Source organism: Kitasatospora sp. NPDC015120 (genome assembly GCF_043080305.1).
GTDB lineage: Bacteria > Actinomycetota > Actinomycetes > Streptomycetales > Streptomycetaceae > Kitasatospora.
In genome coordinates, this window is record NZ_JBIBVJ010000024.1 from 20,483 (window position 1) to 42,455 (window position 21,973).

Sequence of the window (21,973 nt, forward strand, 5' to 3'; positions counted from 1 at the left end):
CAAGGGCGAACAGGCCCGCAACAACACCGCGTTGCCCAAGGCCATGACGCTCATCGAGGCCCTGCCGTGGCTGGAGCGCTTCCACGGGAAGACCGTGGTGATCAAGTTCGGCGGCAACGCCATGGTCGACGAGGAGCTCAAGGCCGCCTTCGCCAAGGACGTCGTCTTCCTGCGCTTCGCCGGGCTGCACCCCGTCGTGGTGCACGGCGGCGGCCCGCAGATCAGCGCCCAGCTCGACCGGCTCGGCCTGGAGTCCTCCTTCACCAACGGCCTGCGGGTCACCACCCCCGAGACCATGGACGTGGTCCGGATGGTGCTCGCCGGCCAGGTGCAGCGCGAACTCGTCGGCCTGCTCAACGAGCACGGCCCCTTCGCGGTCGGCCTGACCGGCGAGGACGCCCACACCATGACCGCCGTCAAGCGCTACGCGGTGGTCGACGGCGAGCAGGTCGACATCGGCCTGGTCGGCGACATCGTCAACATCGAGGCCGGTGCGGTGAAGGGGCTGATCGCCGACGGCCGCATCCCGGTGATCTCCTCGATCGCCCGCGGCGCCGACGGCCACGTCTACAACATCAACGCCGACACCGCCGCCTCCGCCCTCGCGGTCGCGCTCGGCGCCGAGATGCTCGTCGTGCTGACCGACGTCGAGGGCCTCTACAAGGACTGGCCGGGCTCCGACGACGTCATCAGCCAGCTCAACGCCTCCGAGCTGGACGAACTGCTGCCCACCCTGGCCAGCGGCATGCTGCCCAAGATGGAGGGCTGCCTGCGGGCGGTGCGCTCCGGCGTCGGCACCGCCCGCGTGCTGGACGGCCGGGTGCCGCACAGCCTGCTGCTGGAGATCTTCACCGACGAGGGCATCGGCACGATGGTCGTGCCCGACGACGAACCGACCGTGACCGGGGGACTCGCATGACGTCCAACGCCCAGCTCACCGAGCGCTGGCAGCACTCCTTCACCGACAACTACGGCACCCCCCGGATCCCGCTGGTCCGCGGCGAGGGCAGCAAGGTCTGGGACGCCGACGGCAAGGAGTACACCGACCTGCTCGGCGGCATCGCCGTCAACGCCCTCGGCACCGCCCACCCGGCCGTCGTCGAGGCCGTGAGCCGGCAGATCGCCACCCTCGGCCACGTCTCCAACCTGTTCATCGCCGAGCCCGCCGTCGCCCTCGCCGAGCGGCTGCTGCGCCTGGACGGCCGCCCCGGGCGGGTGTTCTTCTGCAACTCGGGCGCCGAGGCCAACGAGGCCGCCTTCAAGATCGGCCGCCGCACCGGCCGCACCCACGTGGTCGCCCTGGAGGGCGGCTTCCACGGCCGCACCATGGGCGCCCTCGCGCTCACCGGCCAGCCCGCCAAGCAGGACCCGTTCCGCCCGCTGCCCGGCGACGTCACGCACGTGCCGTTCGGCGACGTCGAGGCGCTGCGCGCGGCCGTCACCACGGCGACCGCCGCGGTGTTCCTGGAGCCGATCCAGGGCGAGAACGGCGCGATCCCGCTGCCCGAGGGCTACCTGGCCGCCGCCCGCGAGATCACCCGCGCCACCGGCACCCTGCTGGTGCTGGACGAGATCCAGACCGGCATCGGCCGCACCGGCCACTGGTTCGCCCACCAGGCCTTCGAGGGCATCGAGCCGGACGTCGTCACGCTCGCCAAGGCGCTCGGCGGCGGCCTGCCGATGGGCGCGGTGCTGGCCTTCGGCGAGGCGGCCGACCTGCTCACCCCGGGCCAGCACGGCACCACCTTCGGCGGCAACCCGGTGGCCGCGGCGGCCGGTCTCGCGGTGCTCGACACCATCGAGTCCCAGGGCCTGCTGGAGCACGCCCGCACGATCGGCGAGCGGCTGCGCACCGGCGTCGAGGCGCTGGCGGACCCGCTGGTCTCGCACGTGCGCGGGGCCGGGATGCTGCTGGGCATCGTGCTCACCGAGCCGGTGGCGGCGAAGGTGCAGGCGGGCCTGCAGGAGGCCGGCTTCCTGGTGAACGCCGCGGTGGCGGACGCGGTGCGCCTGGCCCCGCCGCTGGTGCTGACCGAGCAGGAGGCGGACGCCTTCCTGGCGGCGCTGCCGGCCGTGCTGCGGGCCGTCCGCGAGGGCGCCCCGGACGATGCGAACCACGCGTAGTCCGGGAGAATGACCACATGACCGTACCCAACTCCGGGCAGCCCGCCGCCGGCCCGTCGCCGCAGGTGCCGCAGACCCGCACCGCGCGCCACCGGCGGATCGTGGACCTGCTCACCCGCCAGCCCGTGCGCTCGCAGAGCCAGCTCGCCAAGCTGCTCGCCGACGACGGACTCGTGGTCACCCAGGCCACCCTCTCCCGGGACCTGGACGAGCTGGGTGCGGTGAAGATCCGCAACCGGGACGGCGCGCTCATCTACGCCGTCCCGGCCGAGGGCGGCGACCGCACCCCGCGCGCGCCGATGGGGGAGTCCGCCACCGAGGGCCGGATGGCCCGGCTGGCCGGCGAGCTCATGGTCTCCGCCACCGCCTCCGGCAACCTGGTCGTGCTGCGCACACCGCCGGGCGCGGCGCAGTTCCTTGCCTCGGCGATCGACCAGGCGGAGGTGTTCGAGATCATCGGCACCATCGCCGGGGACGACACCGTGCTGCTGATCAGCCGCGACCCGGCCGGCGGCCAGGCGCTGGCCGACCACCTGATGCAGCTCGCCCAGGCGAAGGCGCAGTAGCACCCGTCCGTCCCGTTGTGGGCCCGGCTCCGGCCGGGCCCACCGGCGTATCCGGAACCCCGTGTCCACCGGGTTTTGAGTTTCATACGGAGTAGTGCATACTTATGCCTATCGCCGTAAGCCTGTTCGCCCAGTTGTGAAGGAGAAAGCCGTGACCGAGCGCGTCGTACTCGCCTACTCGGGCGGTCTGGACACGTCCGTCTGCATCGGCTGGATCGCCGAGGAGACGGGCGCGGAGGTCATCGCCGTCGCTGTCGACGTCGGCCAGGGCGGCGAGGACCTGGACGTCATCCGCCAGCGCGCGCTGGACTGCGGTGCCGTCGAGGCCGAGGTCGCCGACGCCCGCGAGGAGTTCGCCGACGAGTACTGCCTGCCGGCCCTCAAGGCCAACGCCCTCTACCAGGGCGAGTACCCGCTGGTGTCCGCCCTGTCCCGGCCGGTCATCGTCAAGCACCTGGTCGCCGCCGCGCAGAAGCACGGCGCCACCACCGTCGCCCACGGCTGCACCGGCAAGGGCAACGACCAGGTCCGCTTCGAGGTCGGCATCAACTCCCTCGCCCCGGGCCTCAAGTGCATCGCCCCGGTCCGCGACTACGCGATGACCCGGGACAAGGCCATCGCCTTCGCCGAGGCCAAGGGCCTGCCGATCGCCACCACCAAGAAGTCCCCGTACTCGATCGACCAGAACGTCTTCGGGCGGGCCGTCGAGACCGGCTTCCTGGAGGACATCTGGAACGCCCCGATCGAGGACGTCTACGAGTACACCCAGAACCCGGTCACCCCGCGCGAGGCCGACGAGGTGGTCATCACCTTCGAGGCCGGCGTCCCGGTCGCGATCGACGGCCGCAAGATCACCGTCCTGCAAGCCATCGAGGAGCTCAACAAGCGGGCCGGCGCCCAGGGCGTGGGCCGCCTCGACATGGTCGAGGACCGGCTGGTCGGCATCAAGTCCCGGGAGATCTACGAGGCCCCCGGCGCGATCGCCCTGATCACCGCCCACCAGGCGCTGGAGAACGTCACCGTCGAGCGCGAACTCGCCCGCTACAAGCGGCAGGTCGAGCAGCGCTGGGCCGAACTGGTCTACGACGGCCTGTGGTTCTCCCCGCTCAAGCGCGCCCTCGACGGCTTCGTCGACGAGGCCAACCAGCACGTCTCCGGCGACATCCGGATGGTCCTGCACGGCGGCCGGGCCGTCGTCAACGGCCGCAAGTCCGAGCAGTCGCTCTACGACTTCAACCTCGCCACCTACGACACCGGCGACACCTTCGACCAGTCGATGTCCAAGGGCTTCATCGAGATCTTCGGCCTCTCCTCGAAGATCGCCGCCCGGCGCGACCTGGGCTGAGCCCGCCCCGGCCCCGGCCGCACCCGGCCGGGGCCGCCCCCACCCGCACTTCCCGCACGTCAGTAAGGAGCCAGCGATGTCCGCCGACCAGACCGCCTCCGGTGGCGACGTCCGCCTCTGGGGCGCCCGCTTCGCCGACGGCCCGTCCGAGGCCCTGGCCAGGCTCTCCGCCTCGGTGCACTTCGACTGGCGCCTCGCCCCCTACGACATCGCCGGCTCCAAGGCCCACGCCCGCGTGCTGCACGGGGCCGGACTGCTCGACGACGGCGAGCTCGCCGCGATGCACGACGGGCTGGACCGGCTGCTCGCCGACGTCGAGGCCGGCACCTTCACCGGCACCGTCGCCGACGAGGACGTCCACACCGCCCTGGAGCGGGGCCTGCTGGAGCGCCTCGGCCCCGACCTCGGCGGCAAGCTGCGGGCCGGCCGCTCCCGCAACGACCAGATCGCCACCCTCTTCCGGATGTACCTGCGGGACCACGCGAAGACCATCGGCGCCCTGCTGCTCGACCTCCAGCACGCCCTGGTCGGCCTCGCCGAGGCCCACCCGGACACCGCCATGCCGGGCCGCACCCACCTCCAGCACGCCCAGCCGGTCCTCTTCGCCCACCACGTCCTCGCGCACGTGCAGGCCCTCGGCCGCGACGCCGAGCGGCTGCGCCAGTGGGACGCCCGCACCGCCGTCTCCCCCTACGGCTCCGGGGCCCTGGCCGGCTCCTCGCTCGGCCTCGACCCGCAGGCGGTGGCCGCCGACCTCGGCTTCGAGGGCGGCTCCGTCGGCAACTCCATCGACGGCACCGCCTCGCGCGACTTCGTCGCCGAGTTCGCCTTCGTCACCGCGATGATCGGGATCAACCTCTCCCGGATCGCGGAGGAGGTGATCATCTGGAACACCAAGGAGTTCGGCTTCATCACGCTGCACGATGCCTTCTCCACCGGCTCGTCGATCATGCCGCAGAAGAAGAACCCCGACATCGCCGAACTCGCCCGCGGCAAGTCCGGCCGGCTCATCGGCAACCTCACCGGCCTGCTCGCCACCCTCAAGGCCCTCCCGCTCGCCTACAACCGCGACCTCCAGGAGGACAAGGAGCCGGTCTTCGACTCCTGCGACACCCTCGAAGTGCTGCTGCCCGCCTTCACCGGCATGATGGCCACCCTCACCGTCCACCGCGAGCGCCTCGAAGAGCTCGCCCCGGCCGGCTTCTCCCTCGCCACCGACATCGCCGAGTGGCTCGTCAAGCAGGGCGTGCCGTTCCGGGTCGCCCACGAGGTCGCCGGCGCCTGCGTCAAGGAGTGCGAGGCCCACGGCATCGAACTCGCCGACCTGACGGACGAGCAGTTCGCCGCCATCTCCGAGCACCTCACCCCCGAGGTCCGCACCGTGCTCAGCGTCCACGGCGCGATCGCCTCCCGCAACGGCCGCGGCGGCACCGCCCCCGACGCCGTCGCCGTCCAGCTCGCCGAGGTCAAGGCCGACCTGGCCGCCCAGCAGGCGTGGGTGGCCGGCTGAGCGCGGCCCCGGGCACCCGGGGGAGGGGCGTGGCGCACCAGGCGCCGCGCCCCTCCCGCGCGTACGCCACCGCCCGGCCGTAACCGGCCCGGCCCCCGCCGGGTCAAGCAGGGCATGCGCACCGACCCCCCGTCCCACCCGTCCGCCGAGGACGAGGTCCTCGCCGGGCTGCGCCGCCGCCTGGTGCACGAGGCCGTCGCCGCCCTGCCCGGACGCTGCCCGGACCTGGTCGCCGCCCTCATCGAGGACCCGCCGCCGACCTACCGCGAACTCTCCCGCCGCCTCGGCATGCCCCGCGGCTCCATCGGTCCCACCCGCGCCCGCTGCCTCGCCTGTCTGCGCGCCCTGCTGCACGCCGAGCGCCACGCCTGACCCGGGCCGCCGTGACCCGCCCCGCCCGCGCCCCGCCGCTCACCCGCCCGGACGTGACGTCCGCCACGTCCGCCACCCCGCCGGGCGTGACCCTCGCCACGTCCGGCGGCCGCGAGGTTGAGGGCAGCTGACGCGCGGGTAAGGCGCTGGCGAACGCCGCTCTTGACGGTGGCGCGCCCGCCCCGATACTGACCGTGAGCGTGCCGCCGCCGACACGGCCCCACAGGGCCGTGCGGGCTGGTGCGTTCGTGCGCCACCCCGGTCTGGGCGGATCCCCGGCCGGGACAACACCTCCGGCAGGGACCCGGTGCGACACCCTCACGTTCGCGCGCCGGCACAAGGATGGGGAGGCCCCCGCACATGGGCATGAGCGTCATCATTTCGACCGCCGACACGAACGACGCGGAGCAGATCCTCAAGCTCCAGTACCTCGGCTACCAGAGCGAGGCCGAACTCTACGGGGACTGGGCCATCGAGCCGCTGACCCAGACCCTGGAGAGCCTGCGCACCGAGCTGACCGAGCAGCACGTCCTGGTCGCCCGCCTCGGCGAGGAGATCGTCGGCACCGTGCGCGGCGTGCGCGGCCCCGACGGCGTCGGGCGGATAGGGCGGCTGGTCGTCCACCCGCGCATGCAGCGCCACGGCCTCGGCGGCCGCCTGCTGGAAGCCCTCGAACAGCGCCTCGCCGAGGACGGTGCGGTGACCTCCTACCAGCTCTTCACCGGCGACCGCAGCCTCGGCAACCTGCGCCTGTACGCCCGCCAGGGCTACCGGCGGACCACCGTCGAACAGGCCGACGGCGGGGTCACCCTCGTCCACCTGGAGAAGCCCGCCGGCGCCCCGCTCGCCGCCACCGCCTGAACGCCCCGGCCGTGCCGGTCCCCGCCGGCGCCGCCACCATCCGGACCCCCGGTGGCGGCGCCGAGGCGCGTCACCCCAGCTCACCGCCGCGAGTGTCCGCATTGCGGACAGCCCGCGCTGGCAATTGGGCGTACCCCGGCCCATCTGTTTTACTGGCTCACATGACTGCGACGACGAAATGGACCCCCACCGGCACACTGCCGGCAGGTGAGCGTGCCATGTGCCGTCGAATGTGTCACCGCTGAGGGCCATCGCCCCCGGCACCCGCTGAGAGTGCCTCCTCCTCGCGCCCCGAAGCGAGAACCCGGCGCCGCTCCCGTCCCCGTGCGAGCGCGCCCGTCCTGCCGCACCCCCTCCTCCCGCCTGCCCGCCCGCGGACGGCCGGTGACTCGTAAGGGCCACGCCGTCGCGCGGCCCGGCCGCCCGGCGGCGACGATCAAGGGACGGCAGGTTCGCATCCCCACGGCACGTGGCGCCGTCGCGCGCCGCCCACCGCACCCCCCGGTGCGGCGGCCGCCCGCCGCCCGCCCCGACCCACGGAAGCAGCTGTGATCACCACCACGGACCTCACCAAGGTCTACCGCTCCCGCGGCCGCGAGGTGACCGCCCTCGCGGGCGTCGACCTCCACGTCCGCCCCGGCGAGGTCTACGGAGTCGTCGGCACCAGCGGCGCCGGCAAGTCCACCCTCATCCGCTGCGTCAACATGCTGGAGCGCCCCAGCTCCGGCACCGTCACCGTGGACGGCGTGGAACTCACCGCCCTGTCCGGCGGCGAGAACCGGGCCGGCAAGGAACTGCGCGAGGCCCGCCGCCGGATCGGCATGGTCTTCCAGCACTTCAACCTGCTCGCCTCCCGGACCGTCCAGCAGAACGTCGAACTCCCGCTGGAGATCATCGGCCTGGACCGCACCGAACGCCGCCGCAAGGCCGCCGAGCTGCTCGACCTCGTCGGTCTCGCCGACAAGGCCCGCAGCTACCCCGGCCAGCTCTCCGGCGGCCAGAAGCAGCGCGTCGGCATCGCCCGCGCCCTCGCCGGCGACCCCAAGGTGCTGCTCTCCGACGAGGCCACCTCCGCGCTCGACCCCGAGACCACCCGCTCCATCCTCAAGCTGCTGCGCGACCTCAACCAGCAGCTCGGCCTCACCGTGCTGCTGATCACCCACGAGATGGACGTCATCAAGTCCGTCTGCGACTCCGCCGCCCTGATGCGCGGCGGACGGGTCGTCGAGTCCGGCGTCCTCACCGACCTGCTCGCCGTCCCCGACTCCGAGCTCGCCCGCGAGCTCTTCCCGCTCGGCGAGTTCGGCACCGGCCACCCGGGCGCCACCGTGCTGGAGATCACCTTCCAGGGCGACACCCCCGCCCAGCCCTTCGTCTCCCAGCTCGCCCGCACCTACCAGATCGACATCAACATCCTCGGCGCCGCCGTCGAGACCATCGCCGGGCGCATGGTCGGCCGGATGCGGGTCGAACTGCCCGGCAGCCACCAGGACAACGTGGTGCCCATCGGCTTCCTGCGCGAGCAGGGGTTGCAGGTCGACGTCCTCGACACCACCCTCACCGCGACGACGAAGGGAGCGGACGCATGACCTGGGACCAGATGCAGGAACTGATGTGGCCCGCCACCTGGGAGACCCTCCAGATGGTCGGCGCCGCCACCGTCGGCACCGTCCTGCTCGGACTGCCGCTCGGCGTGCTGCTGGTCGTCACCGACAAGGGCGGCCTGCTGCAGAACCGGCCCGTCAACAAGGTGCTCGGCGCCGTCGTCAACATCGCCCGCTCGGTGCCGTTCATCATCCTGATGATCGCCCTGATCTCCTTCACCCGCTGGCTGGTCGGCACCTCCATCGGCTGGCAGGCCGCGACCGTGCCGCTCACCATCGGCGCGATCCCCTTCTTCGCCCGCCTCGTCGAGACCTCCGTGCGCGAGGTCGACCGCGGCCTGGTCGAGGCCGTCCAGGCGATGGGCGGCTCCGCGTGGACCATCGTGCGCAAGACGCTGATCCCCGAAGCCCTGCCCGGCCTGGTGGCCTCCGTCACCACCACGGTCATCACGCTGATCAGCTACTCCGCCATGGCCGGCGCGGTCGGCGGCGGCGGCCTCGGCACCCTCGCCATCAACTACGGCTACTTCCGCTTCGAGACCGCCTTCATGTGGATCATCGTCGCCGAACTGGTGATCATCGTCACCGTCGTGCAGCTGCTCGGCGACTGGGCCGTGCGCTCCCTCGCCCACCGCGGCCGCACCGGCGGCCGGATCCGCCTGCTCCGCCCGCGCGGCCGCGTCCCCGCCGCCCCGGCCGGCCCCGACGACCTCGTCGCCTCCTAGACCACCCGGCGTCCGAACCCCGGACCCGGCTCCCCGCATCACGCAGAAAGGCACTTTTCGTGCGCAACGCCCTGAAGTTCACCAGCGTCCTCGCCACCGCCGGCATCGCCCTCTCCCTGGCCGCCTGCGGCAGCAACGGCGACTCGAAGTCCTCCTCGGACCCGAACGCGCCGCTCACCGTCGTCGCCAGCCCCACCCCCCACGGGAAGATCCTCAAGTACGTCAAGGACAACCTCGCGGACAAGGCCGGCCTCAAGCTCACCATCAAGGAGGTCACCGACTACGTGACCCCCAACACGGCGGTGCAGGACGGCTCGGCCGACGCCAACTACTTCCAGCACGTGCCGTACCTGGAGGACTTCAACAAGAAGCACGGCACCCAGATCGTCTCCGTCGAGACGGTCCACCTGGAGCCCCTCGGCCTCTACTCCAAGAAGGCCAAGGCCGTCGGCGACCTCAAGGACGGCGCCACCGTCGGCCTGCCCAACGACGCCACCAACGAGGGCCGCGCGCTCAAGCTCCTCGCCGACAACAACCTCATCACCCTGAAGGACGGCGTCGGCACCGCCGCCACCCCCGCCGACGTCACCGGCAACCCGAAGAACCTCAAGTGGAAGGAGCTGGAGGCCGCCCAGCTGCCCCGCTCCATCGACGACCTCGACGCCGCCGTCATCAACGGCAACTACGCCATCGACGCCGGCCTCAAGCCCACCAGCGACTCGCTGGTCCTGGAGAAGGCCGAGGGCAACCCCTACGCCAACATCCTCGCGGTCAAGCAGGGCAAGGAGAACGACCCCCGGGTCAAGAAGCTCGCCGAGCTGCTCCACTCGCCCGAGGTCAAGAAGTACATCGACGACACCTTCCAGGGAGCCGTCGTCCCGGCGTTCTGATCCACGCCGACCGCACCGCCGACCCGTCCCGCCGGACACCACCGGGCCCCCGCCGCAACCAGGCGGGGGCCCGGTCGGGCAATATGCACCAGTGACGGTCCGACAGGCCCACATCTGACGTACCGTCGTCCGGTCCGTGCACCGCGTGACCACCCGGCACCGGCGAGGCGTACGGTGTGTTCACGACCCGGCGAGGAGAGACGGCATGGCAGCGAGCTTCCCCGAGACCGCCATCAGCACCGAACGGCTGCTGCTGCGCCCGCTTGCGGAGGACGACGCCCCCGGCCTGGCCGCCATGATGGCCGACGAACTCGTCCTGGCCTGGACCGACCGGCCCCACCCCTTCACCGAGGCCGACGCCCTCGACCTGGCCCGCACCCTCGCCCCCGCCCACCGCGCCGCCGGCCACGGCATCGTCCTCGCCGTCACCGAACACCTCACCCAGCGCCTCGTCGGCCTCGTCGAACTGCGCCACACCGACTGGCGGCTGCGCTCCACCGAGATCTCCTTCATCACCGCCGCCTGGGCCCGCGGCGAGGGGTACGCCCCCGAGGCCGTCCTCGGCGTCGCCCAGTGGCTCTTCGAGGACCGCGGCTTCCAGCGACTGGAGCTGCGCACCGCCGCCGGCAACACCGCCGCCCAGCAGGTGGCCCAGAAGATCGGCGGCATCAGCGAGGGCGTGCTGCGCAGCGCCTGGATAGTGCGCGGCGAGTCCGGCGCCGCCGACGAGGCGGAGGCGTCCGGGGCCGAGAGCCGCACCGACCTCATCCTGTGGAGCCTGCTGCCCGAGGACCTCGAAGCCCCCGAGGCCCTCGCCCCCGCCTGGGCCGGCGGCGACCGCTACGTCCTGCGCGACTGACCCCGCCGTGCCCCGCCGCGCCCCGCCACGCCCCGGCGGCACCGCGCGCCGCACGCCTCGCCGGGCACAGGTGTGCGAGATGTCCGCGCCGAGGGGATCACACCCGGTAGCCTCTGACCGGCGCCGGTGTGCGGCGCCTGACGGTGCACGGACGGCGAGGGAGACAGCCGCAGATGGCTGACCGGATCACGGTCATCGGGTGGGACGGCACACCGCTGACCGAGGCCGCCGCCGCGGCCCTCGCCGCAGCCACCCTGGTGGCCGGCGCCCCCTACCAGCTCAAGGCCCTCCCGGTGCCGGCCGCCGCCGAACGCATCGCCCTCGGCAGCATCCAGCTCGCCGCCCGCCGGATCGCCGAACACCGCGGCGCCGCCGTCGTCATCGCCGAGGGCGACCCCGGCTTCTTCGGTGTCGTCCGCACCCTGCGCCGCCCCGAGCACGGCCTCGAACTCGAAGTCCTGCCCGCCGTCTCCTCCGTCGCCGCCGCCTTCGCCCGCGCCGGCATGCCCTGGGAGGACGCCCAGGTCGTCAGCGCCCACGGCGGCCGGCTGCGCCGCGCCGCCAACGTCTGCCGCGCCCACCCCAAGGTCGCCGTCCTCACCGCTCCCGGCGCCGGGCCGAGCGAACTCGCCCTGATGCTCCGCGGCGTCCACCGCACCTTCGTCGTCTGCGAGGCCCTCGGCACCCCCGACGAGGACGTCACCGTCCTCACCTCCGACCGCGTCGCCGACCACATCTGGCGCGACCCCAGCGTCGTCCTGGTCATCGGCGGCAGCAGCGCCGGCGGCCCCGGCGGCGGACCGCAGGGCGGCGGCGCCGGCGAAGCGGCCGGCTGGCTCGCCGGACGCCCCGTCGGCTACCCCGGCCCCGACCGCGGCTGGGCCCTGCCCACCGACACCTACACCGGCACCGAGCGCACGCCCGGCGTACCCGACACACTCCCGGCGCACGTCCGCGCGCTCGTGCTCGCCCGCCTCGGCGCACGCCCCGGCGACCTCGTCTGGTCCGTCGGCGCCGGCAGCGGCGCGCTCGCCGTGGAGGCCGCCCGCTTCGGCGCCGCCGTCGTCGCCGTCGAGGCCGACCGCGCCGCCTGCGCCCGCCTCGCCGTCAACGCCCGCCGCTACGGCGTCGAGGTCGAGACCGTCCACGGCCACGGCCCCGACGTCCTCGGCGAACTCCCCGAACCCGATGCCGCCGTCGTCGAGACCGGCGGCCCCGAGGTCGTGCGCGCCGTCCTCTCCCGCCGCCCCGAACGGATCGTCGCCGTCGCCCGCACCCTCGCCGAGGCCGAGGAGGTCCGCCGGACCATCGCCGACGCCGGCTACCGCGCCGACGGCGCGCTGCTCCAGTCCGCGCCGCTGCTCGCACCCGCCACCACCCCCGGCACCCCGCCCGGCGGCGACGGCGGCCACGGACTGCGCCTCGGCGTCGGCGACCCCGGCACCTTCCTGCTCTGGGGTGAGCAGAAAGCGTGAAGGCCCGGTGCCGATTCCGCCCGCCGCACCCCGGCGACGGCACCGCCCGGCCGCGCCGGACGGTGATCCAGGTCGCATCCGGACACCGATTCGAGAGGCGGCCCCGCCGGGCCGGTAGTGTGGCGTCCGGGACGGCTGCGGCCTCCGCCGACCCGCCCGATCCGGTCGGTCCGGCGCCTTTCTGACGCGGTACGGACCGGTACGGCTCGAAGTGTGGGCAATTCGACGGGCCGCCCGCCGGACCTGGAGAATGCCGTAGGGTCCGGTGCGGTCGTGCCGGTTGCCCCGGCTTGTCGTTGTTTCAGATGACGCGCCACCGCTCACGGGTGGTGCACGGGCCGGGGTGCCGCAGCGCGCCGGAAGGACTCCGGCCGCAGCGCCTCGGCGCGGCGGCCGTGTGTGGTTGAGGGGCGGGCCGGTGCAGGCCCGGCCCGTGCGGATGGGCGCTGCGGTCGGTGATCGCGTCGCCGAGGGCGCGGCAGCGGCCTGGAAGGAGCTTTGACATGACCGATGGCGGCCACGTCCCGAACGAGGGACTGCCGGAGCACCTGCTCGCCGGGCCCGACCCGCTCGGCGGCCCCGAGGGCGCCGCGGCCGTCGCACCCGGACAGGGCGTCGCGACGGACGGCACCGGCCTGCCCGGCACGCTCCCGCCGCACGGCGTCCCGGCCCAGGGCACCCCGCTCGGCGCGCCCGGCTACGCCCTGGCCGGCGTCCCCGGCGCCCCCGGCGACGGCTGGAACGTCGACCCGGGCGCCCAGCGCCCCGCCTTCCACTTCGTCGACCAGCCGGACGGCCTCGACGACGAGGACGACGTCCTGCTGATGCCGGGCCCGCAGGGCTCCTGGGGCGAGCCGGTCCCCGACCAGCAGACCCCGCCCGGCACCCCCGTCGAGCCGTCCTGGCCGCCGCTGGACCCGCCCGTGCTCGGCGTCGCCCACGGCGCCGCGCAGGCCCAGACCCCCCAGGCACCGCTGCACGCCCAGCCCGCGCCCGGCGCCCAGACCGTTCCCGTCCAGGGCCAGGGCCCCGAGACGATGACGGCCGCTCAGCCGCCGCGCCGCCCGCTGCACGCCGGCCCGCCGATCCCGGACCCGTCCCTGATGACCGGCCAGGTCCCGGTGCGCTCCCTCGCCGACCGGGGCCCCTCCACCGGCAGCACCCCCGCCCACGGCATCCCGATCGTGCCGGCCGCCGTCCAGCCCGAGCAGCAGGCCGCCCCGGTGGCCGCGCCCGTGGTCCAGCCCGCGCCGGCCGTCCAGCAGACCGCCGCGCCGGTGGAGGTCCCGGCGCCCGCGGAGGCCGCCGCACCCGCCGTGCCGGCCACGCCCGTCGAGACCCCCGCGGCCGCCGCCCCCGCGCCGGTGGAGGTGCCGGCCCCGGCGCAGCCCGTCGCCGCGCCCGAGACCGCCGAGCCGGCCGTCGCCCCCGCCGCCGAGGCCCCGGCCGCCGCCGAGCCGGCGCAGGGGGAGGCCCCGGCCGCCGACGCGCAGCCCGCCGCCCCGGCCGGCCAGCCGCGCCGCATCTCCGCCTTCCTGGCCGCGCCGCCCCCGCACGGTCTGCCGCCGGTCGAGGCGGGCGCCCCGGCCACCCAGGCCCAGGCCCAGGCCCCGGCCGCCGTCGCGCCCGACGCCGTCGCGCCGGACGCGGAGCAGTCCGCCCCCATAGCGCCCGCCGTCGACGGGACCGCGCCCGCGGAGGCCGGGCCCGCCGAGGCCGCGTCGGACGCGCCCGCCGGGCCCGCTGCCGAGGCCGCTCCGGCCGAGGCCGCCGCCCAGCCCGCCGTGCCCGCCCCGGCCGAGCAGCCCGCCCCCGAGGCCCCGGCCGCCGAGCAGGCCGTCGTCGGGCAGACCGTGGCCGAGCAGCCGGTCGTCGAACAGCCCGTCGTCGAGCAGCCGGTCGTCGAGCAGCCCGTGGTGGAGCAGTCCGCCGCCGAGGCCCCGCCCGCCGAGCAGCAGCCCGCGCCCGAGGCCGTTCCCGAGGCCGCGGCCGAGACCGCCGTCGGCACGGGCGAGATGCCCTCGGGCCAGCCCGTCGCCGTCCCCGCCGCCGAGCCGGCCGCCCCCGTGGACGCCGCCCCGGCCGCGGAGGAGACCGCTGCCCCTGCCGCCGAGGGCCCGGCCGCCGCCGAGCCCGTCGCGGAGCCCGCCGCCGAGCAGCCCGCTCCCGAGGCCCCGGCCGCCGAGCAGCAGCCCGCGCCCGAGGCCGGGCCCGAGGCCGCCGACTCCACCGCGGCCGCCGAGGCGACCGAGGTCCCCGAGGCCGCGGAATCCGCCGAGACCACCGAGCCCGCCGCGACCGCCGACGCCTCCGCGACCGCCGAGACCGTCGAGACCGCCGCCGAGGCCACCCACGACGCCGAAGCCGCCGCCGAGCCCGCCGAACCGCGCGGCCCGGCCGCCCCCGGCTACGACGACGCCGGCCGCGAGGCCGTCCACCAGGTGATCCGCGAGCGCCGCGACATCCGCAACGGCTTCCGCCCCGACCCGATCCCGCACGAGGTGCTGATCCGCGTCCTGGAGGCCGCCCACACCGCCCCCAGCGTCGGCTACTCCCAGCCCTGGGACTTCGTGGTCATCCGCTCCGCGAAGACCCGCCGCAGGATGCACGAACTGGCCGAGCGCCAGCGCGAGGCCTACGCGGACTCGCTGCCCAAGGGCCGGGCCAAGCAGTTCAAGGAAATGAAGATCGAGGCGATCCTCGAAACGCCCGTCAACATCGTGGTCACCGCCGACCGCACCCGCGGCGGCCGCCACACCCTGGGCCGCCACACCCAGCCGCAGATGGCCCCGTACTCGGCCGCCCTCGCCGTCGAGAACCTCTGGCTGGCCGCCCGCGCCGAGGGCCTCGGCGTCGGCTGGGTGAGCTTCTTCGACGAGGAGGAGCTGGTCCGCGAGCTCGGTCTGCCCGAGCACCTGGAGGTCGTCGCCTACCTGTGCGTCGGCTTCGTCGACGCCTTCCCGGACGAGCCCGAGCTCGCCCAGCAGGGCTGGGCGAAGAAGCGCCCGCTGTCCTGGGTCGTCCACGAGGAGCAGTACGGCAACCGGGCCCTGCCGGGCGAGGAGCCGAACAACCTGCTCTCCGAAACCCTGCGCGGCATCCGCCCGCTGGACGCCAAGGCGCTCGGCGAGGCCTGGGACCGCCAGAAGCGGATGACCAAGCCGGCCGGCTCGCTCGGCATGCTGGAGATCATCTCCGCCCAGCTGAGCGGCCTGTCCCGCAAGTGCCCGCCGCCCGTCCCGGAGCCCGCCTGCGTCGCGGTCTTCGCCGGCGACCACGGCGTGCACGCCCAGGGCGTCACCCCCTGGCCGCAGGAGGTGACCGCCCAGATGGTCGGCAACTTCCTCGCCGGGGGAGCGGTGGTCAACGCCTTCGCCAAGCAGATCGGCACCGAGGTCTGCGTGGTCGACGTCGGCGTGGCCGCCGAGCTGCCGGACGCGATCCAGCAGGGCCGCACCACCGGCCTGCTGCCGCGCAAGGTCAAGCCCGGCACCGACGACATGACCCAGGGCCCGGCGATGACCCGCGAGGAGGCGCTCAAGGCCCTGGAGGTCGGCATCGAGACCGCCCGCGACCTCGTCGCGGCCGGCAACAAGGCGCTGGTCACCGGCGACATGGGCATCGCCAACACCACCGCCTCCGCCGCCCTGATCTCGGTGTTCACCGGCCTGGACCCGGCCGAGGTCACCGGCCGCGGCACCGGCATCGACGACGAGACGCACGCCCGCAAGGTCGAGGTCGTCCGGGCCGCCCTGGCCCTGCACCAGCCCGACCCGGGCGACCCGATCGGCGTCCTGGCCGCCGTCGGCGGCCTGGAGCACGCGGCCCTGGCCGGCTTCCTGCTCGGCGCGGCCAGCCTGCGCACCCCGGTCATCCTGGACGGCGTGATCGCCGGCTCGGCCGCGCTCGTCGCCAAGGCGATCGCCCCCGAGGTGCTGGCCGCCTGCATCGCCGGCCACCGCTCGGCCGAGCCCGGCCACCAGGCCGCGCTCACCAAGCTGGGCCTGCGTCCGCTGATCGACCTCGACCTGCGGCTCGGCGAGGGCACCGGTGCCCTGCTGGCCCTGCCGCTGGTGCAGAGTGCGGCCCGCGCGATGCACGATGTAGCCACCTTCGACTCCGCCGGGGTCACCGAGAAGGCCTGACGCCCGCCCGATCCGCTCCGCGCACCGGCCCGAGGGCGCGCCGGTGCGCGGAGCGGCGCCGCGTCGCACCCCCACACCCTCACCGATCCAGGAGCACCACCGATGACCGCGCCCACCCCGCCCTCCTTGCCCGCCAACGGGCAGGAGGGGCCCAACCCCAGCACCGAGGGCCGCACTCCGTACCCGGTCGGCCTGCTGCTCGCCGGCCGCCGCGTCGTGGTGGTCGGCGGCGGTCATGTCGCCCAGCGGCGGCTGCCCGCCCTGCTCGCCACCGGCGCCCGGGTGCACCTGATATCCCCGGCCACCACCCCGGCCGTCCAGGCGATGGCCGACGCCGGTGAGCTGACCTGGCACCGCCGGCCCTACCAGGAGGGCGACCTCGCCGACACCTGGTACGCGCTGGTCGCCACCGACGACCCCGCGGTGAACGCCGCCGTCAGCGTCGAGGCGGAGCGCGAACGGGTGTTCTGCGCCCGCAGCGACGACGCCGCCGCGGCCACCGCGTGGACGCCGGCCAGCGGCCGCGACGCCGGGGCGACCGTGGCCGTCCTCACCGGGGACCCCCGGCACTCGGCCGCGCTGCGCGACTCGATCGTCGAGGGCCTGCGGGACGGCTCGCTCGCCGCCCGCCAGTACCGCGCGCACGGCGCGGGGGTGGCGCTGGTCGGCGGCGGCCCGGGCGACCCGGACCTCATCACCGTCCGCGGCCGGCGGCTGCTCGCGGACGCGGACGTGGTGGTGGCCGACCGGCTGGCGCCGCGCGAGCTGCTGGCGGAGCTGCCGGAGCACGTCGAGGTGATCGACGCGTCGAAGATCCCGTACGGGCGGTTCATGGCGCAGGAGGCGATCAACCGGACCCTGGTCGAGCACGCCAAGGCCGGCAAGTTCGTGGTCCGGCTGAAGGGCGGCGACCCGTACGTGTTCGGGCGCGGCGGCGAGGAACTGCTCGCCTGCGCCGAGGCCGGGCTGCCGGTCACGGTGGTGCCGGGCATCTCCAGCTCGATCAGCGTGCCGGCGGCGGTCGGCGTGCCGGTCACCCACCGGGGGATGACGCACGAGTTCACCGTGGTCTCGGGGCACGTCGGGCCGGACGACGAGCGCTCGCTCACCGACTGGGGGGCGCTCGCGCGGATGACGGGCACCCTGGTGCTGCTGATGGCCGTGGACAAGATCGGCGCGATCGCGGCCCGGCTGATCGCGGAGGGGCGCGCCGCCGAGACCCCGGTGGCCGTCGTCCAGGAGGGCACCACCGCGGCCCAGCGCCGGGTGGACGCCACCCTCGCCACCGTCGCCGCCACCGTCGAGGCCGAGGGCATCAAGCCCCCGGCGGTCATCGTCGTCGGCGACGTCGTCCACGTCCTCGCCGACGCCACGTCCCCCGACGCCTGACGCCCGGTGCCCGACGCCTGACCCTCCCGGTTCTCCCCGCGGGTCTCCGCGTCGGGCACGTCGCGAGGTCCTCCGCGCCGACGCGCCGACGGGCTACTCCAGCGGCTGCTCCGTCCAGATCACCTTCCCGGTGGCCGTGTAGCGCGTCCCCCACCGGTCCGCGAACTGGGCGACCAGGAACAGCCCGCGCCCGCCCTCGTCCGTGGTGGCCGCGTACCGCAGGTGCGGCGACGTACTGCTGGCGTCCGACACCTCGCAGATCAGCGACCGGTCGAGCAGCAGCCGCACCCTGATCGGCCCCGTGCCGTAGCGGATCGCATTGGTCACCAGCTCGCTCAGGATCAGCTCGGTGACGAACGCCGCCTCCGTCAGCCCCCACCGCTCCAGTCGCTCCGCCACCGCCGCCCGCACCCCCGCGACCGCCGCCGGCTCCGACGGCACCTCCCACTCCGCCACCCGCTCCGCCGGCAGCCCCCGGGTCCGCGCCACCAGCAGCGCGATGTCGTCCTGCGGCCGCTCCGGCAGCATCGCCCCCAGCACGTCCGCGCACGTCTGCTCCGGCGTCCGCGGCGGCCCCGTCAACGCCGCCCGCAACAGCTCCAGCCCCTCGTCGATGTCCCGCTCGCGGTCCTCCACCAGCCCGTCCGTGTAGAGCACCAGCCGGCTGCCCTCCGCCACCTCCAGCTCCACCGTCTCGAACGGCAGCACCGCCAGCCCCAGCGGCGGCCCCGTCGGCAGCTCCGGGAAGACCACCGACCCGTCCGGGCGCACCAGCGCCGGCGGCGGATGCCCCGCGCTCGCCACCGTGCACCGCCGCGCCACCGGGTCGTAGATCAGGTACAGGCAGGTCGCGCCGGTCACCGCCGCCGAACCTCCGGTCGCCGACTCCTCCAGGTCGATCCGGTTCACCAGCTCGTCCAGGTGTCCCAGCAGCTCGTCCGGCGGCAGGTCCAGCGTCGAGAAGTTGTGGATCGCCGTCCGCAGCCGCCCCATGGTCGCCGCCGCGTGCAGCCCGTGCCCGACCACGTCTCCGACCACCAGCGCCACCCGGGCCCCCGGCAGCGGGATCAGGTCGTACCAGTCCCCGCCCACCCCCGCCTGCGCCGGCAGGTACCGGTGCGCCACCTCCAGCGCGTTCTGCTCCGGCAGGCTCCGCGGCAGCAGACTGTGCTGCAGCGTCACCGCCATCGCGTGCTCCCGGGTGTACCGGCGCGCGTTGTCGACGCACACGGCCGCGTGCGCGACCAGCTCCGCCGCCAACGCCAGGTCGTCCTCCTCGAACGGCTCCGACCCCTCCGTGCGCCAGAACCGGGCGATCCCCAGCAGCACCCCGCGCGCCTTCAGCGGCACCCGCACCAGCGAGTGCACCCCGTACGCCAGCACCCGTGCGGCCGCCTCCGGATCCTGCTCCCGCCACCCGACGGCGTCCGCCAGCCGCGGCTCCACCCCCGGCAGCCCGCTGCTCAGCGCCCCGGCGAGCGGCGTCGACGGCGCCACCTCCTGGACCGTGCCCACCGGGTAGAACGGCGCGTCGTCCCGGACCGCCGCCAGCGCCGTGCGCCGCATCCGCAGCGAACCGCCGGAGGGCGGCTCGTCGCCCTCCAGCACCTCGTGGGCCAGGTCCACCGTGACGATGTCGGCGAACCGGCCCACCGTCACCTGCGCCAGCTCCTCCGCCGTCCGGGTCACGTCCAGCGTGCTGCCCACCTGCACCCCGGCGTCGTACAGCAGCCGCAGCCGCCGCTGCGCCACCTCGGCCCGCCCGGACAGCGCCAGCAGCTCCGTCGAGTCCCGCAGCGTCGCCACCGAGCCCGGCGGCCCGCCGTCCCGGTCCGTGGGCCGCACGTTCACCGCCAGCAACCGCTCACCGGCCAGCACCACCTCGTCGGTGACCGTCCGCCCGTCCGCCAGCAGCTCCAGGGGCGCCGGCTCCAGACCCAGTTCGGTCAGCGGACGGCCCTCGGCGTCCGGCGGCAGGTCGAGCAGCCGGCGCGCCTCGTCGTTGCAGAGCAGCAGCCGGCCGTCGCCGCCGACGATGAGCACGCCCTCGCGCACCGCGTGCAGCACCGCCGCGTGGTGCTCGTACATGCGGGTCATCTCGGCCGGTCCCAGCCCCCGGGTCTGCCGCTTCAGCCGCCGGCTGATCAGCGCCGTCCCGCCGGTCGCCAGCGCGAGCCCGGCGGCCGCCGCCCCCAGCACCACCGGCAGCTGCCGCTCGCTGGCACTGCTCACATTGGCGATCGTGATGCCCGCCGCCACCATCCCGACCACCTGCCCGTTCGGGGCGTGCACCGGCACGATGGCCTGCACCAGCGACCCGAGCGTGCCCTTGACCTGCTCGGTCACCACCTGCCCGGCCAGCGCGGGCTGGTAGTTGCCGATGACCTTCTGGCCGATCCGCTCCGGATTGGGGTGGGTGAGGCGGATGCCGTCGGTGTCGAGCACGACGATGAAGTCCACGCCCGCGTTGATCCGCGCCGACTGCGCCGAGGGCTGCAGCAGCGCGGTCGGGTCGGGGGAGCGCAGGGCGGCGACGATGCCGGGCGAGTTGGCGTAGGTCTGCGCGACCGCCACCGAGCGGTTGGTGGCCTCCTGCCGGGCGTCGTTGCGGGACTGCACCAGCAGGGCGACCACGGCCGCCACCACCAGCAGCAGCACCACCAGGACCTGGAGCGCGAAGACCTGTCCGGCCACCGACCGGACCCTGGCCGATGCCGGCCGGGCCGTTCGTGATCGCTGGTGCCGACCGTGGGGATGCCCACCGGGCGAGCCGGCGGCGGTACCGGTGGATCGGGAGGCGGAGGTGGAACCGGCCGCACCAGGGTCCGACGGAGCCCAAGATCGGCCCGGAAAACGGGCCATACGTCATATTTGCACTCCACGTGGCGGCGGGCCAAGGCCGACCACCCCGCCCATTGGGCCGGTTGGCCTTCCCCGGCCCGACTTGGCAGGATCGCAGGGTGTCCGAACCCCGCACCATCACCGACCCCGCCGACCCGCGCCTCGCCGACTACACCGGCCTGACCGACGTCGAGCTCCGCCGCCGCCGCGAACCCGCCGAGGGCCTGTTCATCGCCGAGGGCGAGAAGGTCGTCCGCCGCGCCCTGGCGGCCGGCTACCGGATGCGGTCGATGCTGCTGACCCCCAAGTGGCTGGACGTGATGGCGGACGTCATCGCCGAGGCCGACGCCCCCGTGCACGTCGTCGAACCCGCCCTGGCCGAGGCCGTCACCGGCTACCACGTCCACCGCGGCGCCCTCGCCTCGATGGAGCGGCAGCCGCTGCCGGACGCCGCCGAACTGCTGGCCGGCGCCCGCCGGGTCGCCGTCCTGGAAGGCCTGGTCGACCACACCAACCTGGGCGCGATCTTCCGCAGCGCCGCCGCCCTCGGCATGGACGCCGTCCTGCTCTCGCCCGACTGCGCGGACCCGCTGTACCGGCGCGCGGTGAAGGTCTCGATGGGCGCGGTCTTCGCCGTCCCGTACGCCCGGCTGGACCCCTGGCCGGACGCCCTGGACACGGTGCGGGCGGCGGGCTTCGAACTGCTCGCCCTCACCCCGGCCGAGACCGCCGTCGACCTCGCCGTCCTCGCCCCGCACCGCCTCCTCAAGGCCGCCCTGATGCTCGGCGCCGAGGGCGACGGCCTCACCCGCCGTGCCCTGGCCGCCGCCGACCAAGCCGTGCGCATCCCGATGGCCCACGGCGTGGACTCCCTCAACGTCGGCGCCGCCGCGGCCGTCGCCTTCTACGCCGTCACCGCCACCCCCTGACCCCCCCGGCCCCACCGATCTCGCCCACCTCCGCCCGCACACGCCCCACCGGGCTCGCTCCTCCTCCCCCGACGCACGCGGCGCCGGCCCCACCGGCTTCCTGCCCCACCGGGTTCGCTCGTCCTCCCCTGCGCGGGCCCGTGACGCGCGTGGTGTCGGCCTCACCGGCTTCCTGTGTTCCGCCGGGTTCGCTCGTCCTCCCCTGCGCGTGGGGTTGTGGCGTAGGAAGTCGGCCCGGCCGACTTCCTGTTCCGGGCCTCTTGCCCATGGCAGCGCTGTGCGGGCCCCTGGGGCGCGCGGTGTTGGGGGTCTCGGCGAGGCGGGGGTCCGCCTGCTGG

16 protein-coding genes are annotated in these 21,973 nt (G+C 74.9%); 15 read left to right on the forward strand and 1 reads right to left on the reverse strand.

Annotated features, from left to right (window positions below; genetic code table 11):
* Window positions 1-43 precede the first annotated feature (43 nt).
* The 14 genes from argB (at window position 44) to cobA (ending at window position 17,865) form a co-directional block, all read left to right on the forward strand.
* Window positions 44-919, forward strand: a complete 876-nt coding sequence (argB, locus tag ACF1AK_RS31960; protein ID WP_391502385.1) for an acetylglutamate kinase — start codon at window positions 44-46, stop codon at window positions 917-919.
* Window positions 916-2,124, forward strand: a complete 1,209-nt coding sequence (locus ACF1AK_RS31965) for an acetylornithine transaminase (RefSeq protein WP_391502326.1) — start codon at window positions 916-918, stop codon at window positions 2,122-2,124. Before argB ends, ACF1AK_RS31965 begins: the two co-directional genes overlap by 4 nt.
* 17 nt (window positions 2,125-2,141) lie before the next feature.
* The gene (locus tag ACF1AK_RS31970; RefSeq protein WP_391502327.1) at window positions 2,142-2,690 is read left to right on the forward strand and encodes an arginine repressor; all 549 of its coding nucleotides are present in this window, start codon (window positions 2,142-2,144) and stop codon (window positions 2,688-2,690) included.
* A gap of 151 nt (window positions 2,691-2,841) precedes the next feature.
* The gene (locus ACF1AK_RS31975) at window positions 2,842-4,035 is read left to right on the forward strand and encodes an argininosuccinate synthase (RefSeq protein ID WP_391502328.1); all 1,194 of its coding nucleotides are present in this window, start codon (window positions 2,842-2,844) and stop codon (window positions 4,033-4,035) included.
* 76 nt (window positions 4,036-4,111) lie between these two features.
* Window positions 4,112-5,545, forward strand: coding sequence for an argininosuccinate lyase (argH, locus tag ACF1AK_RS31980; protein WP_391502329.1), 1,434 nt, complete (start codon window positions 4,112-4,114; stop codon window positions 5,543-5,545).
* A 114-nt stretch (window positions 5,546-5,659) separates the two neighbouring features.
* A complete protein-coding gene (locus tag ACF1AK_RS31985; RefSeq protein ID WP_391502330.1) occupies window positions 5,660-5,917 on the forward strand; it encodes a hypothetical protein in 258 nt (85 codons plus the stop codon).
* A 360-nt stretch (window positions 5,918-6,277) separates the two neighbouring features.
* Entirely contained in the window at window positions 6,278-6,778 is a 501-nt protein-coding gene (locus ACF1AK_RS31990) for a GNAT family N-acetyltransferase (RefSeq protein WP_391502331.1), read from the forward strand.
* 548 nt (window positions 6,779-7,326) lie between these two features.
* The gene (locus ACF1AK_RS31995; protein ID WP_391502332.1) at window positions 7,327-8,367 is read left to right on the forward strand and encodes a methionine ABC transporter ATP-binding protein; all 1,041 of its coding nucleotides are present in this window, start codon (window positions 7,327-7,329) and stop codon (window positions 8,365-8,367) included.
* Window positions 8,364-9,107, forward strand: a complete 744-nt coding sequence (locus ACF1AK_RS32000) for a methionine ABC transporter permease (RefSeq protein ID WP_391502333.1) — start codon at window positions 8,364-8,366, stop codon at window positions 9,105-9,107. Before ACF1AK_RS31995 ends, ACF1AK_RS32000 begins: the two co-directional genes overlap by 4 nt.
* 59 nt (window positions 9,108-9,166) lie before the next feature.
* On the forward strand, window positions 9,167-9,997 hold the full coding sequence (locus ACF1AK_RS32005) for a MetQ/NlpA family ABC transporter substrate-binding protein (RefSeq protein ID WP_391502334.1): 831 nt from the start codon (window positions 9,167-9,169) through the stop codon (window positions 9,995-9,997).
* A 205-nt stretch (window positions 9,998-10,202) separates the two neighbouring features.
* Window positions 10,203-10,856 carry a GNAT family N-acetyltransferase gene (locus tag ACF1AK_RS32010; protein WP_391502335.1) on the forward strand — a complete coding sequence of 218 codons (654 nt, stop codon included), beginning with the start codon at window positions 10,203-10,205 and terminating at the stop codon, window positions 10,854-10,856.
* 173 nt (window positions 10,857-11,029) lie between these two features.
* Complete coding sequence (cbiE, locus tag ACF1AK_RS32015) at window positions 11,030-12,331, forward strand: precorrin-6y C5,15-methyltransferase (decarboxylating) subunit CbiE (protein ID WP_391502336.1); 1,302 nt, start codon at window positions 11,030-11,032, stop codon at window positions 12,329-12,331.
* A 503-nt stretch (window positions 12,332-12,834) separates the two neighbouring features.
* Window positions 12,835-16,476, forward strand: coding sequence for a nicotinate-nucleotide--dimethylbenzimidazole phosphoribosyltransferase (gene cobT / locus ACF1AK_RS32020; RefSeq protein ID WP_391502337.1), 3,642 nt, complete (start codon window positions 12,835-12,837; stop codon window positions 16,474-16,476).
* Between the two features lie 102 nt (window positions 16,477-16,578).
* Window positions 16,579-17,865: a uroporphyrinogen-III C-methyltransferase gene (gene cobA / locus ACF1AK_RS32025; protein WP_391502338.1), complete on the forward strand. Its 1,287-nt coding sequence runs from the start codon at window positions 16,579-16,581 to the stop codon at window positions 17,863-17,865.
* Window positions 17,866-17,958: 93 nt separating this feature from the next.
* Here the strand turns inward: cobA and ACF1AK_RS32030 are convergent, their stop codons facing one another.
* Entirely contained in the window at window positions 17,959-20,727 is a 2,769-nt protein-coding gene (locus ACF1AK_RS32030; RefSeq protein WP_391502339.1) for a SpoIIE family protein phosphatase, read from the reverse strand.
* Between the two features lie 98 nt (window positions 20,728-20,825).
* Between ACF1AK_RS32030 and ACF1AK_RS32035 the strand changes: the two genes are divergently transcribed.
* Window positions 20,826-21,635: a TrmH family RNA methyltransferase gene (locus ACF1AK_RS32035; RefSeq protein WP_391502340.1), complete on the forward strand. Its 810-nt coding sequence runs from the start codon at window positions 20,826-20,828 to the stop codon at window positions 21,633-21,635.
* Window positions 21,636-21,973: the final 338 nt, after the last annotated feature.

What these genes read in the sequence shown, in the direction of transcription:
- ACF1AK_RS31965 (WP_391502326.1), top strand. Translation starts at nt 916, where the DNA reads ATGACGTCCAACGCCCAGCTCACCGAGCGCTGGCAGCACTCCTTCACC.
- ACF1AK_RS31985 (WP_391502330.1), top strand. Translation starts at nt 5,660, where the DNA reads ATGCGCACCGACCCCCCGTCCCACCCGTCCGCCGAGGACGAGGTCCTC.
- ACF1AK_RS32030 (WP_391502339.1), bottom strand. Translation starts at nt 20,727, where the DNA reads ATGGCCCGTTTTCCGGGCCGATCTTGGGCTCCGTCGGACCCTGGTGCG.
- cobT (WP_391502337.1), top strand. Translation starts at nt 12,835, where the DNA reads ATGACCGATGGCGGCCACGTCCCGAACGAGGGACTGCCGGAGCACCTG.
- ACF1AK_RS31990 (WP_391502331.1), top strand. Translation starts at nt 6,278, where the DNA reads ATGGGCATGAGCGTCATCATTTCGACCGCCGACACGAACGACGCGGAG.
- argH (WP_391502329.1), top strand. Translation starts at nt 4,112, where the DNA reads ATGTCCGCCGACCAGACCGCCTCCGGTGGCGACGTCCGCCTCTGGGGC.
- ACF1AK_RS31970 (WP_391502327.1), top strand. Translation starts at nt 2,142, where the DNA reads ATGACCGTACCCAACTCCGGGCAGCCCGCCGCCGGCCCGTCGCCGCAG.
- cobA (WP_391502338.1), top strand. Translation starts at nt 16,579, where the DNA reads ATGACCGCGCCCACCCCGCCCTCCTTGCCCGCCAACGGGCAGGAGGGG.
- cbiE (WP_391502336.1), top strand. Translation starts at nt 11,030, where the DNA reads ATGGCTGACCGGATCACGGTCATCGGGTGGGACGGCACACCGCTGACC.
- argB (WP_391502385.1), top strand. Translation starts at nt 44, where the DNA reads ATGACGCTCATCGAGGCCCTGCCGTGGCTGGAGCGCTTCCACGGGAAG.
- ACF1AK_RS32000 (WP_391502333.1), top strand. Translation starts at nt 8,364, where the DNA reads ATGACCTGGGACCAGATGCAGGAACTGATGTGGCCCGCCACCTGGGAG.
- ACF1AK_RS32010 (WP_391502335.1), top strand. Translation starts at nt 10,203, where the DNA reads ATGGCAGCGAGCTTCCCCGAGACCGCCATCAGCACCGAACGGCTGCTG.